The sequence below is a fragment of the Mesorhizobium sp. B2-1-3 genome (assembly GCF_006442495.1).
Taxonomy (GTDB): domain Bacteria; phylum Pseudomonadota; class Alphaproteobacteria; order Rhizobiales; family Rhizobiaceae; genus Mesorhizobium.
Window position 1 is genome coordinate 146,428 of sequence record NZ_VFWL01000003.1, and the last position, 13,784, is coordinate 160,211.

11 protein-coding genes and 1 pseudogene are annotated in these 13,784 nt (G+C 61.8%); 3 read left to right on the forward strand and 9 right to left on the reverse strand.

The features are described from left to right. Positions 1 to 15: 15 nt before the first annotated feature. From FJ973_RS07815 to FJ973_RS07820, 3 genes are all read right to left on the reverse strand, one after another. A complete protein-coding gene (locus tag FJ973_RS07815; protein ID WP_224680307.1) occupies positions 16 to 1,140 on the reverse strand; it encodes a cation diffusion facilitator family transporter in 1,125 nt (374 codons plus the stop codon). A gap of 18 nt (positions 1,141 to 1,158) precedes the next feature. Beyond that, entirely contained in the window at positions 1,159 to 1,293 is a 135-nt protein-coding gene (locus tag FJ973_RS31570; protein ID WP_263483449.1) for a hypothetical protein, read from the reverse strand. A 474-nt stretch (positions 1,294 to 1,767) separates the two neighbouring features. Continuing rightward, positions 1,768 to 4,335 carry a cation-translocating P-type ATPase gene (locus FJ973_RS07820; protein WP_140522945.1) on the reverse strand — a complete coding sequence of 856 codons (2,568 nt, stop codon included), beginning with the start codon at positions 4,333 to 4,335 and terminating at the stop codon, positions 1,768 to 1,770. A gap of 232 nt (positions 4,336 to 4,567) precedes the next feature. On the opposite strand from FJ973_RS07820, the gene FJ973_RS07825 reads away from it, so the two are divergent. After that, entirely contained in the window at positions 4,568 to 5,206 is a 639-nt protein-coding gene (locus tag FJ973_RS07825) for a helix-turn-helix domain-containing protein (protein ID WP_140522947.1), read from the forward strand. Between the two features lie 51 nt (positions 5,207 to 5,257). Further along, a complete protein-coding gene (locus FJ973_RS07830) occupies positions 5,258 to 5,773 on the forward strand; it encodes a GNAT family N-acetyltransferase (protein WP_140522950.1) in 516 nt (171 codons plus the stop codon). A 33-nt stretch (positions 5,774 to 5,806) separates the two neighbouring features. On the opposite strand, the gene FJ973_RS07835 is transcribed toward FJ973_RS07830, so the two are convergent. The 5 genes and pseudogenes from FJ973_RS07835 to FJ973_RS07855 all read right to left on the reverse strand — a co-directional run. After that, positions 5,807 to 6,973, reverse strand: coding sequence for an acetate/propionate family kinase (locus tag FJ973_RS07835; RefSeq protein ID WP_140522952.1), 1,167 nt, complete (start codon positions 6,971 to 6,973; stop codon positions 5,807 to 5,809). Further along, positions 6,970 to 9,447 carry a phosphoketolase family protein gene (locus tag FJ973_RS07840; protein ID WP_140522954.1) on the reverse strand — a complete coding sequence of 826 codons (2,478 nt, stop codon included), beginning with the start codon at positions 9,445 to 9,447 and terminating at the stop codon, positions 6,970 to 6,972. Before FJ973_RS07840 ends, FJ973_RS07835 begins: the two co-directional genes overlap by 4 nt. Positions 9,448 to 9,568: 121 nt before the next feature. Continuing rightward, positions 9,569 to 11,182, reverse strand: a complete 1,614-nt coding sequence (locus FJ973_RS07845; RefSeq protein ID WP_140555415.1) for an MBL fold metallo-hydrolase — start codon at positions 11,180 to 11,182, stop codon at positions 9,569 to 9,571. Between the two features lie 11 nt (positions 11,183 to 11,193). Further along, positions 11,194 to 12,315: a universal stress protein gene (locus FJ973_RS07850; RefSeq protein WP_224656362.1), complete on the reverse strand. Its 1,122-nt coding sequence runs from the start codon at positions 12,313 to 12,315 to the stop codon at positions 11,194 to 11,196. Positions 12,316 to 12,346: 31 nt separating this feature from the next. Next, positions 12,347 to 12,704: pseudogene (locus tag FJ973_RS07855) on the reverse strand (transposase); the annotation flags it as partial. Positions 12,705 to 13,125: 421 nt separating this feature from the next. Between FJ973_RS07855 and FJ973_RS07860 the strand changes: the two are divergent. Continuing rightward, on the forward strand, positions 13,126 to 13,398 hold the full coding sequence (locus FJ973_RS07860) for a hypothetical protein (protein WP_224656363.1): 273 nt from the start codon (positions 13,126 to 13,128) through the stop codon (positions 13,396 to 13,398). 161 nt (positions 13,399 to 13,559) lie between these two features. On the opposite strand, the gene FJ973_RS07865 is transcribed toward FJ973_RS07860, so the two are convergent. After that, entirely contained in the window at positions 13,560 to 13,784 is a 225-nt protein-coding gene (locus FJ973_RS07865; RefSeq protein WP_140522958.1) for a DUF2274 domain-containing protein, read from the reverse strand.

Genomic DNA, 13,784 nt, shown 5'->3' on the forward strand with positions numbered 1-13,784 from the left:
ACGCCAGTAGTAGGATCAGTGTTTGTGGCCTTCCGGCTCAACCATCTTGAACGGCAGGACCTGTTGCTTGCCCTTTGAGGTCAGGATCAGCCTCGCCTCGAACTCGTGCGGCTCGGCGGGGGCGACGCTGCTTTCACGACGGTGGTGATTGCCGGCGACAGGCCCGAGCGAAAGCGTCTCGGGATCTTCGGACCGGTCGATGATCACGGTCGCCCCTAGATCGTCGGCATGGCTGTCGATGGTGAGACGGAAGCGCTCGCCAGCGGGCGTATCGACGATTTCGAGCGTTCCCGTTGCCAGGTCGCTGACGACCTTGAAAGGCTCCGGCGCATGATCGGCGTGGGCCGAACCGCCCGCCACGGATCCGACTTCGCCTTCCAGACGGATGTTCGCCTCCGAGAGCGCCGGCAGGTGGTCGAACAGCTCCCCTCTCAAAGCCTCCGCGATGCCGACCACATCCTTTGCGCTCGCTGTCTCGGCCACCTTGATGGCGATATCGGCGTGCAGCCTGTGGCCTATCCAGCGCGCCCGCACCTGGGCGACCCGTTGGATGCCCCCCACATGTTCAGCCGCATGATGGATTTCCTCGACGATGCCCGGCTCGACGCCATCCAGCATGCGTGTCAGCACCGCCTTTGAGGACTGCCAGACGATGGCGAGGATAGCCACAGTGATCAAAAGGCCGATGATCGGGTCCGCGAGCGGGAAGCCTAGCCAGACGCCGGCCGCGCCAAGCACCACCGCAAGGCTGGTGAAGCCATCGGTGCGGGCGTGATAGCCGTCGGCGATCAGGGCCGCGCTGTTTATCTCGCGGCCGACGCGGATGCGGAATACCGCGACAGCCTCATTGCCCAGGAAACCGACCAGGCCGGCGGCGGCAACCCAGCCGAGGAAGCTGATGGCTTGGGGATGGATCAACCTGTCGATCGCCTCATAGCCGGCGACGATGGCACTGAAGAGGATAATCAGGACGATGATGATGCCGGCCAGATCCTCGACCCGGCCAAGGCCGTAGGTGAAGGTCCGTCGAAACCCCTCTCCCAACAAATGTCGTCCACTGTTGTCCACCCGCCATTTCGCCAGTTGCTGCCATTCGTGTCGACCGCAGCCTTGCCGTTCCGACATAAGGCTATCGAGCATATCGGAGATCACGCTCCGCTAAGCGGCGATCAGCAGGAAAGCGATCGTGACCAGACCGGCCTTCGAAGTCCAAAATCCGCCTGCCTCGGCCTTCGGTTCTGGTTCGGACCCGGTCGGGGGATCGAACATGCGGTGCACGTTGTTGGTGTTCATGGGGTGGGTTCCTTATTTGTCAGCGATTGTCGTTGCGGGAGCTTTCGAGCCCATAGACGATGAGGCTGACGGCCCAGACCAGTCGCGGGCGAAGAGTGGCCACCTAAAGTCGGAGCCGATTGTGAAGTTGACCGCCGACATCAAGCCGATGGACGACGCTCCTCCGATCAGAACGCCGGCCACCGCGATCGCATGGCGCGCGCGTAACGCGGTGATTGCCAGCGCAACCAGGAGAACGCCGGGGGCGAGGGCGTAGCCGCCGAGCATCCGGAAACCTGGGTGAGCCACACGGAGGTCGAACGGATCCTGCAAACGCTCTACGGCATCTTGCGAACCCGAGGCCAGAACGGCCAAGACAAGGTGACGGCGGCGGCGTCAAAACGCCTCCTAAACCGGCGGATTTGTACCCAACCATCTCGTAGGCAAGGTTAGCGCGGCTTGGTGAAACCCGCAGGGTCAGCACCAATGGCGCGGTCAGGCTTTTAACCACCCTCTCCAGAAATGCTTCAGGAACTCAAGGCAGACCAGCACTGCGGCTCCTGCCGCCAGCGTCATCGAGAGGTCGTCAAGGTGCAGCGGTCCGAACTGGAAGAGACCACTGGCGAATGGCCAGAGAAGTGTCCCGCCCAGCGCTGCAGCAACCACCACGACGACAAGAGCAAGCGATCGATTGGGCCGGAACAACGCAATCAGCAGCGAGTCGCCGAACGTACGGTTGACGAAGATCAGGCCGACGATCGAGAGGACCAGCGAAAAAAACGTCAAGGCGCGAATTTCGTTCTCCGGCATTCCCCAGTGGAAGGCAAAAAGGAAGATGCTTGCGACAAGTGCGAACGCCAGCAGGCCCTGCACAACGCTCCAGGCTATGAGCGAGCGCGAAAAGAGCGATGCTTGCGGATCTCGTGGAGGGCGATTCATGACGTCATCTTCCTCGGTCTCGGCTTCAAAGACCAAGGAACACACCGGATCGATCACCATTTCCAGAAAGGCTATGTGCATCGGTCCGAACAGAATGGGCAGGCCAAACAGCAGAGGAAGAAGGGCCAGCCCAGCGATCGGCACATGCACGGCAAGAATGAAGCCCATGGCCTTGCGCAAATTGTCGTAGATGCGGCGGCCCAGCCGTATGGCTTTGACGATCGACCCGAAGTCGTCGTCGAGAAGGACAATGGATGAAGCCTCGCGCGCGACGTCGGTGCCGCGACCTCCCATGGCAATGCCGATGTTGGCCGCTTTCAGCGAGGGGGCGTCGTTGACGCCGTCTCCTGTCATGCCGACGATCTCGCCATTGGCCTTCAACGCTCTGACGATCGCCAGTTTCTGCTCGGGCGTGATCCGCGCGAACACTGTGGCGGTCTTGACGCGCGCGCAAAGTGCCGCATCGTCCATTGTCTTGAGCGTTTCACCGGTCACGACGTCGTTGAAATCGAGCCCAGCCTGACTGGCTATTGCTCTGGCGGTCGCCGGATAATCCCCCGTGATCATGACCACTCTGATTCCAGCGGACCGGCAGTTGTTCACGGCATCCGGAACCTCCGGGCGGAGGGGGTCAGCCAGCCCGACGAGGCCCATGAACTCGAAATCGAAGCCTGTCTGCCTTTCTGGCAGTTCACCAGCACAATGACTGGCTCGGGCCACCCCGAGGACGCGCAGTCCTTCGGTCGCCATGGCGTCCACGGAAGCCTTGATCGAAGCGAAGCGCTCCGCGCTCAGACGACAGAGTGCCGCTATGGCCTCCGGCGAGCCCTTGGCGGCGACCAGACAGTCGCTGCCGTCAGCCGGTGATCGCCAAGCATTCGACATGGCCAGCAGCTCGGGACGCAACCCATAGGCGCGGACAAGTTTCCGATCAACACTGTCCAGATCCTTGCGACTGGGTGATCGCTCCTGCGAAAGGGTGTGAAATGCCTTTTCCATCGGATCAAAAGGAATTTCGGCGCTGGCGAGCACACCAAGCTCGACCAGCTCGCCAAAGGCCGCCGGCATCCCGGCATTCATGTTGTCCGGTAACCGGAACCGTTTGCCGTCAGGCGTTCTCAGCTCCGCGATTGTCATGCGGTTTTCGGTCAACGTTCCGGTCTTGTCGGTGCAGAGAACTGTCGCCGAGCCAAGCGTTTCGATCGCCGCCGCACGACGGGTGAGCACGCGCGCCTGCGAGATGCGCCAGGCGCCCATGGCCATGAAGATGGTCAACACCATCGGGAATTCCTCGGGCAGCATCGACATGCCCAGCGCGATGCCAGCAAGGACCGCGTCGAGCCACCCGCCCCGCAAAACGCCATAAAGCACGACCGCCAGAACGCTGACCGCACCACCGACCAGTGCGAAGATGCCGACAAGACGTTTCGTCTGTCGCTGCAAGCGGGGTGCTTCGGTCTCCATAATGCTGAGCGATTGGCCGATCGCACCGATTTGGCTCAGCGGCCCGGTTGCCAGAACTTCGCCAATGCCCGAACCGCGCACCACGAGTGATCCGGAAAATGCGAAAGGCAGGTCGTCGCCGCCTGGGCGGCGTTCGGCTGGCGGGTCGCCATCCTTGGCTGCAAACTTGCGCACCGGAACCGACTCACCGGTCAGCAGCGATTCATCGGTCTGGAGATCCAGGCTTTGGATCAGCAAGACGTCGGCCGGCACCCGATCGCCCTCGCCCAGCACCACCAGATCGCCGCGCACGACCTCGCGCCCTGCAATGCGCCTACGTTCACCGTCGCGTATCACCAGGGCACGCGGGCTTGTCAGGTCGCGCAACGCCTCCAGAACGCGTTCTGTCCGCGCTTCCTGTACGATGGTTATCCCCACCGACAAGGTGGCAAAAGCAGCCAGGATCAACGCCTCATGCAGATCCCCAAGCAGCAGGTAAACGGCACCTCCGCCCAACAGAAGGGCCAGCATCGGTTCGCGCACGACTTCGAAGGCAATCCGCAGCGGCGTCCGCCGGTTCGATCTGGGCAGTTCGTTGAAACCATCGAGGGCGAGCCTGGCTTGTGCCTCGACCTCGCTGAGACCAGACAAAGCGATAGTGGGTCGGGTGGATTGGGACATTTGGGTGTTTCCCTCGTTCCCAACATCTTTAATCAGGTGAATAGAGCGGGCCTTGACCTACCGCAAAGGCTATCGTTCAAATGCCGAACGGACACCCGGTTCTGGATGGCCATTCGCCGATGCAACGGGCCAGCCTGAACGGATTAGGTGGTTTCCCTTAGGGACATAACCGAATTTCGCGATCTGCGGATTCGCGCGATTGCTGTGTTACGGATCAACCGGGAACACAGCCATGTACGCTCAACAGATCGCCAAGATTGAACTGCCAACGCAGCCGAGCCCTTTCGCTCTCCTCGATGGGGCTATGGCGCAACCGGTCAGCTTCTTCCCGGCTGGCACGGAGATCTACGCCCAAGGCGAAAAGGCAGGACCCCTTTACCAGGTCGAATTCGGCGCGGTGCGTGTCTACCGGCTGCTCGCCGACGGCCGCCGGCAGATCAGCGCCTTCCACATGGCCGGAGAGACTTTCGGCTTCGAGGCCGAGGCCACCCATCATTTCTTCGCCGAGGCCATCAACGCGACCGGTATCCGCGTTGTCCGGATCGCTGCGGCCGCGGACATGTCCCGCCAGTTGCTGCCGCTTGCGCTCAAGGGCTTGATCAGAGCTCAGGAACATCTGCTGGTCCTTGGCCGCCAGAACGCCATCGAACGGGTCGCAGCGTTCCTAGTCGACATGACGGAACGGCAGGGCGGCTTGCGCCAGGTCGACTTGCCGATGTCGCGACTGGATATTGGCGACTATCTCGGCCTCACCATCGAGACGGTGTCGCGGGTCTTCACCCGACTGAAGGACAAAGGCGTCATTCGCCTGCTCGGTTTGCGCAGCATCGAAATCCTCAAGCAGGACGTGCTTTTGGACATGGGTGAATAACCCACCCTCGCCGCTGCGACGACGCCAGACAACACCCAAGGATTTGAGACGATGAACAAGACGCTCACCACCCACACGGGATTCTGTTTCCAAGTGCGCGGCGCGCGCCCCGAGGACGAGCCGGCACTGGCTGAGTTTTTCACCCATGTGACCCCTGAAGATCTGCGCTTCCGCTTTCTCGGCGCCGTGCGGGAAGTTTCGCACGAACGGCTGGTGGCAATGACGCGGTCCGATGATGCGCACATCCATAATTTTCTTGCATTCGCACCAGACGGAATGCTGATCGCGGTGGCGACACTGGCCAGCGATCCGGCCGACCGGCGTGGCGAGGTCGCTGTCTGCATTCGCGATGACCGCAAGCAACTGGGCGTCAGCTGGGAATTGCTCGCCCACATTGCGCGCTACGCGGATGAGCTCGGTCTCGAAACCATCGAGTCGATCGAACACCGGGAAAACCGTGCGGCAATCGAGCTTGAGCGCGAGATGGGCTTCACCGTCACGACGGATCCGGATGACGCAACCCTCGTGCTGGTGCAACGCAAGCGAGGGGCCAAGTTGCCGAAGTAGCTGGGCACGCGGTTCCAGCGGCAGACAGACCGCTCAGAATGCCAGCGTCTCGCGGGCAACGGCCTGTTCCTCACCGGCCGGAATGACGAGAATGTCGACGCGCGAATTTGGCGCGCTGACACTCTCCGCACCTTTCTGGTTCAAATGCTCATCGAGCTCGACGCCAAGCCACGCAGCTGCTTCGCAGATCCTGTGCCGGATCAGTGGCGCGTGTTCGCCGATGCCAGCGGTGAACACCAGCGTGTCGAGCCCGCCAAGCGCGGCGGCAAGCGAGCCGATTTCACGTCCGACACGATAAACAAATAGGTCGACGGCTTGAACGGCCGAAGGCTCTTTTGCGCCCAGCAGAACCTGCATGTCTCCAGAAATGCCGGAGACGCCCAGCAGGCCCGAACGTTCGTAGAGAAGGCTGGCCAGGTCTTCGCTCGACAGCCTCCTCTCCTGCAGCAAATACAGGATGACGCCCGGGTCCAGCACGCCGCAGCGGGTGCTCATGACGAGGCCGTCAAGCGTCGAGAACCCCATCGTCGTGGCGACACTGCGTCCAGCCTTCATCGCGCAGAGGCTGGCGCCGCTGCCGAGATGGGCGACGATCACCCGACCGCCGGCGGCCGCACCGTAGCGCTCGCGCAGCTTCGCAGCGATATGGCTGTAGGACAGGCCGTGAAAACCATAGGAAACGATGCCCGCCTCGGTCATCGCGCGCGGCAGCCCGTAGATCTTGACAAGTGCTGGCCGGCTCGCATGAAACGCAGTGTCGAAGCATCCGACCTGACGCGCCCGCGGGAGGAGCTCTGCAGCCCGGGCAACGATCTCGAGATTGATCCTTTGATGGATGGGCGCCAGCGGCTCCAGCAGCTGTAGTGCCTCGAGCGCGTCCGTGTCGAGCAGCGTCGCTTGGGTGAAGTCGCGCCCGCCATGGACGATCCTATGCCCGACCCTGTTGATGCGGCCAAGAAGGTTGCGATCGGCGAGCAGCGCAGCGACCGTTGAGAAGGCTTTGGCAACATCGATCGATTTTTCGCCCAGGCTGATGTCGATCTCGGGGGATCCGGCCGCGGCCGCGACGTGCAGGCGCGGATGCCGTGCGAGCGACGAAATACTGCCGCGCAGCAGCTCGGAAAGCTCGGCGCTTGCCTCGAACACCGCGAATTTCAAGCTCGATGACCCGCTGTTCAGGACAAGGAACGCATCACTCATGAAGCCGTCCGCATTCTCGGCCCGGTGGTGCGCCGAAACCCGCTCGTCGGCTTATTGGGCAAGTCTGGCGCCGCATCCATGCCCTGCTCCCATTTCCAGCCAAGGATCTCCGGCATATCCTGACCATGAGCACGGATATAGGCCCGATGCTCAATCAGTTTGCCTTCCATCTCCTGCACCTGCCCGATATTGGCGCCCTTGCCCTTTGGCAGCCGCTCAAGGACGCTCTGGACGAGATGGTATCGATCCAGGCCATTGAGCACCGTCATGTCGAATGGCGTTGTCGTCGTGCCTTCCTCATTGTAGCCGCGCACATGGATGTTGTCGTGATTGGTGCGCCGGTAAGTCAGGCGATGGATGGTCCAGGGATAGCCGTGATAGGCGAAGATCACCGGCTTTTCCGAGGTAAACAGGGCGTCGAATTCACGGTCCGACAACCCATGGGGGTGATGCTCCTTGGGTTGCAGGGTCATCAGGTCGACGACATTCACCACCCTGATCTTGAGTTCGGGAATGGCATACCTGAGGATCTGCACGGCCGCCAGCGTTTCGAGCGTCGGGACGTCGCCGGCGCAAGCCATCACGACGTCAGGATCCTCGCCATTGTCGGTCGAAGCCCAGTCCCAGATGCCGATACCCGTCCCGCAATGAACGATGGCCTTGTCCATTGAAAGCCACTGCCACGATGGCGGCTTGCCGGCGACGATCACGTTGATGCGGTTCCATGTCTGCAGCACGTGATCGGTCACGCACAGCAAGGTGTTGGCATCCGGCGGCAGGTAGACCCGCACAATATCGGCTTTCTTGTTGAGAGCGACATCGATGAAGCCTGGATCCTGATGGCTGAAGCCATTGTGCTCCTGGTGCCAGACATGGCTCGACAGCAGATAGTTCAGCGACGCCACCGGCCGACGCCACGGAATGTCGCGGCAGGCATCCAGCCATTTGGCATGCTGATTGAACATGGAATCGACAATGTGAATGAACGCCTCGTAGCAGGAAAACAAGCCGTGCCGCCCGGTGAGCAGGTAGCCTTCGAGCCAACCCTGGCATGTGTGTTCCGAGAGAATCTCCAGGACCCTGCCGTCGCGGCCAAGATGAACGTCTTCGGGCAGGATCGTTTCCATCCAGGCGCGCTCGGTGACCTCGAACACGTCCTGAAGCCGGTTCGAGGCCGTCTCATCGGGACCGACGATGCGGAAGTTCTGCGCCGCCTCGTTCAGCTCCATGACGGCGCGCAGGAACTTGCCCATCGCCCGTGTCGATTCGGTCTTCACCGCGCCCGGTCGTTCGATCGCAACCGCGTGGTCGTGCACTAGGGGCAGGACGAGGGACTTGCGCAGCAGGCCGCCATTGGCATGCGGGTTGGCACCCATGCGCCATGTGCCCTCAGGGGCGGAAGCGCGGATCGCTTCAATAGGGGCGCCGGCTGCATCGAACAGTTCTTCGGGCCGGTAGCTTCTCAGCCAGTCCTCGAGCAGCTTGAGATGCGCCGGGTTTTCCGCAAGGCCCGACAAGGGAACCTGGTGCGAGCGCCAGAAGCTCTCGGTCTTCAGTCCATCGACCTCCTTCGGTCCGGTCCAGCCTTTGGGGCTGCGCAGCACGATCATCGGCCATCTTGGTCGCGAAGTCCCTGTTGCGGAACCGCTCCGCGCGGTCTGCTGGATCGCACGGATCCGGTCGAACGCATCGTCGAGCACGCTCGCCATGCGCTCATGCATCAGCGCCGGCTCGTGCCCCTCGACGAACAGCGGTTCATAGCCATAGCCGACGAACAGCGAGCGCAATTCGTCTTCTGGGATACGGGCCAGAATGGTCGGATTGGCGATTTTGTAGCCGTTCAGATGCAGGATCGGCAGAACCGCTCCATCGCGCTCAGGATTCAGAAACTTGTTGGAATGCCATGCGGTGGCCATCGGCCCGGTCTCGGCCTCTCCGTCGCCGACGACGCAGGCGACCACGAGATCGGGATTGTCGAAGGCCGCGCCATAGGCATGAGAAAGCGCGTAGCCCAGTTCGCCGCCCTCATGGATCGAGCCCGGCACGTCGGGCGCCGCGTGGCTCGGTATGCCGCCCGGAAAGGAGAACTGGCGGAAAAGTTTGCGCATCCCCTGCTCATCCATCGATATGTCGGGATTGAGCTCACTGTAGCTGCCCTCAAGATAGCTGTTCGCCACCATTGCCGGTCCGCCGTGACCAGGTCCGCAGACATAGATCACATTCGCGTCACTGAGCCTGATCATGCGATTGAGGTGGGCGTAGATGAAACTCAGCCCCGGCGACGTTCCCCAATGGCCGAGCAGGCGTGGCTTGACGTGCTCCAGCCGCAACGGTTCGCGCAGCAGTGGATTGTCGAGCAGGTAGATCTGGCCGATCGTGAGATAGTTGGCGGCACGCCAATAGGCATGGATGTCGTACGCCTCGCGGTTGGACAGGACACCACTGGAGGCTGGATTTGTCGTGTGCTCGGTCATGTCTGGCTCCGTTGTTGGCGACAGTCTTGAGTCTTGCGATTTCGACTTGCGCCTGTGTTTCGTCGAGCTGCAGCGAAGGAACACAAACGCGTCGGCGTTTCAGTGCATCTCTTCGCAGGATTTAAGCATCATTGCCGTCGAGCGCGCGGCGCATGCGCCTGATGACCGCCGCACGTCCCCGCTCGTCGGCCGCAGCGCCGACCGCTTCGTTGATGTCGAGGAGAAGTCTGGAAAGGTCGTTGTGCCAGTCGAGGCGGGCAACGCTTTCTGGTCTCAGACGGCGGGGCTGGTTGAGTTCGACCGGCAGACTGCCACTGAACGTCAATTGGAAGGCATCATCCAGCCGCGGCGTGATGATCCTGCCGTCAGGCATAATCGATTGCAGCCGCTCGCTGAAGCCACGCAGCCCTTCCTCCTCGCCATGGGTGAGGAACACCGCCTGCCTTACCGGACCTCTGGACGCGACCCACGCAACCAGTTCGGCTGCGTCGGCATGACCGGAATAGAGGTCGAACAGGCTGACATGCGCCTTGACCTCGACCTCCTCGCCCTGGATGCGCACGCGCCGAGCGCCGTCGAGCAGGATCCTGCCTAGAGAGCCCTGGGCCTGGTAGCCGGCGATCATCACCGTGGCATTCCGGCGCCAGAGATTGGCCTTGAGGTGATGGCGGATCCGGCCCGCGTCGCACATGCCGCTGGCAGCGATCACCACGAAGAAGCCGGTCAGGCGATTGATCGCCTTGCTCTGTTCCACCGTCTCGGTAAAGCGTAACTCCTTCGAGTTGAGGGCCTGCCGTAGCGCGTCACCCTGTTCGATCTCGTCGGCATGCCGCTCAAAAATCGCGCTGGCGCGTGTCGCCAGCGGCGAGTCGACAAAGACCGGCGCGGAGGGCACGGCACCGGTCCGCATGAGCAGATGGAGATCGACCAGCAGTTCCTGCGTTCGCTCCACGGCGAAGGACGGAATGATGAGAGGTCCGCCGGTCTCGGCGGCGCCACGCACGATGTCACCCAGCTGCGATCGCCGCTGCTCGGGCGATACATCCGGGCGCTCGCGGTCGCCATAGGTCGATTCGCAGATCAGGTAGTCGACCCCAGCCGGACCTTCCGGGCCGGTCTGCAGCAACTTGTGTCCAGGCCCGATATCGCCTGAAAACAGAATGCGCATGGGTCTCTTCTGGTGATCCAGATCGATCTCAAGTTCGACCGAGGCAGAGCCGAGCAGGTGACCAGCGTTCCAGAAGCGGGCCCGAAGGCCTTCGGCGACGGTTGTCCATTCGCCATATTCCAGGGCCCGGAACAAGGTCATGCAGGCGGCCGCATCTGAAAGAGTGTAGATCGGCTCGACCAGCGGCCGACCGCGCCGCGCGTTGCGTCTGTTCAGCTGTTCGACTTCCATTTCCTGGATATGCGCCGCGTCGGGCAGCATCACTGAGCAGAGATCGATGGTGGCGCGGGTCGAATGGATGGGACCGGAAAAGCCCTGCTTGACCAGCTTCGCCAACAGCCCACTATGGTCGATATGCGCATGCGTCAGGATGACAGCGTCGATCGTCTCCGGCGGGAACGGAAACTGGCCATAATTAAGTTCCCGTTCCGACTTCGATCCCTGGAAAAGGCCGCAATCGACGAGAACCCGCCAGCGGGAGGTTTCGATCTCGTAGCATGAGCCGGTGACGCCGTGGGCCGCGCCGTGAAAGCGCAGGATAGGATCCGTGCCGCGAGCGCCTTGCATGTCGCCACGCCCTAGTGGGAGAGCAGGACAGGCAGGCGCAGATCGGCAAGCACCCCGTCCGTAGCGCCACCGAGCACGAAATCCCTGACACGAGAATGGCCATATCCGCCCATGACCAGAAGCTTGCCGCCGATTTTGAGGGCATGCTCCTGCAGTGCAGTCGCGACCGAACGGTCCTGTGCCTGGATCGAGACCGCCTCGGCCATCAGACCACGCGCCCTCAAGCCCGAAGCAAGGCGCTCGCCAATGCCTTGCCCCGGAAGCGGCTTCTCGTCGGTGACGGTCACAACCGTAACCATTGAGGCACGTTCGAGAAACGCCCGCGCGTCTGCAACAGCCCTTGCGGCCACTCGGCTGCCATCCCAGGCGATAACGACATGTTCAAAGGGTTCCACCTTCGTGGAATCGGGAAGAAGAACGGTCGGCCTACCGGAGCCGAAGACTGTCGCCTCGGCCAGCGTCCGTGCCGTCTGGTTGGCGGGCGCCCAGCCGACAAGGCAGGTGTCGAAATAGCGGGAGTGCTCTGCGGCAACATCTCCCATCAGGGCCAGTGGCGCTGCGATCTCCTGGGCGGACAGGATCACCGCACCTGATGAGGCCTCATTGGCAACCGCCTCAAGCAGAGCTTTGCCGTGCTTGCGGCTTGTCGCCTCAGCTTCCGCTATCTTGTAGGGGAGGTCGAGGAGGTAGGTTGAGAGCGCATTTGAAACGTCGGGAATATCGACATTGATGGCGACGGCATGAAGCGCCGCTCCGATCTGCTTGGCGACGGCAACAGCGTTTACGGCCACTGCCCCAGCATTTGCGTCCGGATACGTCGCCAGACAAAGAACTGCCATTAGCTTCATCGGTTTTCGCCTCCATTGATGCCGGCCCGGATGGCCAACTTGCGTGGTATTGGTAGTCGCGGTGGGCGAGCCCGGCTTTGATCCACCGCAAATGCGTGACCACTGGACGAGATCCGCGTCGGCGCCCACGCCGACATCGTGTCGCCCGCCGTCGCTGCGCTGGCTCAATTGCATGGGCGAAAACCTGTCGCTATTTTGGAGCGAATGTTGTCTCTTGTCAGACGTCAATGCCCAAGCGGAAGACGACGCAACGATGGCACCGGCGGTCACCGCGATCCATGTCATTTCGGGGCTTCCGGACCTTTGACCGACTGACGTCGAGGACGCCTCCCGACGGGCTCGCCTCGCGACCCTCCCGTTCACGGTCCAGCATCAGCGCCACATCGTGGATTGTCTTGAACTGAAACGGCGCACGAAGCTGCGGCACCACCAGTAGACGGTCTGCCAGGGCGGGAAATCCTTCGGCAGCATGCGCCAGCCGCCACCCGGTCGGGCCATGTAGCGGATCGCGTTCAAGACTCGCGCAGGTCCCTCGCCACGCGCCGCCCGGTCATGGACGCGCCCGGCAGGAACGGTTGTATCCGCGACCATTCCTCATCCGTCAGATCGGACGGATAACGCTTGGTCTTCTTCTCGACGTCGGCCATCCGGCCACGCGTCGCTCGGGTCCACATCCCAAGCTTGAATTACGTGCGATCGCACCGTTCAAGGCGTTTTCAATCGGTCTCTGAGCGCGCTCGAACAAGCCCCGCCAATCCGCCGACCGCACTGCAGCATCGGGCGGCAATCAATCTGGTTCGGCTGTGATTCTTGGCGAGAACACGATGTCAATCGGAGATGACCAATCTGGATTAATCACTGAGTGGCTGACATTGCCATAAAATACGACAAAAAGGCGTGTGCCCGTTCCGAACCTTCGGGCCGGCCGCCACCTATGGTTCTGCACAAAACGGGAGGGCGGCTACTCCTAGCACAAGGGCTGCGTCTCTGCGTGGATACTCGTTGCCTCGACCCGAACAAGATCCGGCCTTCGCACCCTTGTCGCCGAAGACATACGGCCACTTTCGGAAACCCGAAACTTCATGGAGTGTTTCAATGACGCGAATACTGTTTGCCGGCCAGAAACCTGAAACCGTCGACTTCTCGGACCCGTCCTTGCCGCCCGGCTTCAATGCCGAAAAAATCAACGCTGGGATCGCTTTGGGCGTGGCGAAAATCGAGGAACGGGGCTGGCAGGGTGACACCTGCATGATTACGCCCGATGCCGCACTCAAAGGAGCGCTGAGCAATGCGACGTACGATTGCGTGGTGATCGGTGGCGGCCTAGGCTGCCGCCCAAGGGGCTACCCTTGTTCGAAACCGTTGTGAACATCATCCACAAGGCGGCGCCTAACGCCGCCTCAACACCAGACCCGAGGACACTGCGGAAGCCGCTGCCCGTCAGCTCCCCACGAGTTGACACCTCCCACGCAGTTTTGCAGTCGTGCTACAGCATTACAAAGTTTTAACCTTGGCGGCAGAGGTGGCCCTCAACCTTTCCGCTCCCGCTTGGCTCTAGCAAAGCCCCGATCGGTCGCGATAAATCGCTCAAGCATGGGCACAATCAGGCGAAGAGGATCAGTGGAAGGCTGACCCCCGTCGCGGCCAAGGATCTCAGCATATCTGGACAGATCGCGGTGCAGCGGCGCCGGCAGTTCCACTGTGACCTTAACCGGCTTGTCGTCTGCAATCGGACCGAGTTTCAGATTGGCCAT

Coding starts and splice junctions, on each gene's coding strand:
- FJ973_RS07850 (WP_224656362.1), bottom strand. CDS start 12,315: ATGACATGGATCGCGGTGACCGCCGGTGCCATCGTTGCGTCGTCTTCC.
- FJ973_RS07835 (WP_140522952.1), bottom strand. CDS start 6,973: ATGAGTGATGCGTTCCTTGTCCTGAACAGCGGGTCATCGAGCTTGAAA.
- FJ973_RS07840 (WP_140522954.1), bottom strand. CDS start 9,447: ATGACCGAGCACACGACAAATCCAGCCTCCAGTGGTGTCCTGTCCAAC.
- FJ973_RS07860 (WP_224656363.1), top strand. CDS start 13,126: ATGACGCGAATACTGTTTGCCGGCCAGAAACCTGAAACCGTCGACTTC.
- FJ973_RS31570 (WP_263483449.1), bottom strand. CDS start 1,293: ATGAACACCAACAACGTGCACCGCATGTTCGATCCCCCGACCGGGTCC.
- FJ973_RS07845 (WP_140555415.1), bottom strand. CDS start 11,182: ATGCAAGGCGCTCGCGGCACGGATCCTATCCTGCGCTTTCACGGCGCG.
- FJ973_RS07865 (WP_140522958.1), bottom strand. CDS start 13,784: ATGGCCAATCTGAAACTCGGTCCGATTGCAGACGACAAGCCGGTTAAG.
- FJ973_RS07825 (WP_140522947.1), top strand. CDS start 4,568: ATGTACGCTCAACAGATCGCCAAGATTGAACTGCCAACGCAGCCGAGC.
- FJ973_RS07815 (WP_224680307.1), bottom strand. CDS start 1,140: ATGCTCGATAGCCTTATGTCGGAACGGCAAGGCTGCGGTCGACACGAA.
- FJ973_RS07820 (WP_140522945.1), bottom strand. CDS start 4,335: ATGTCCCAATCCACCCGACCCACTATCGCTTTGTCTGGTCTCAGCGAG.
- FJ973_RS07830 (WP_140522950.1), top strand. CDS start 5,258: ATGAACAAGACGCTCACCACCCACACGGGATTCTGTTTCCAAGTGCGC.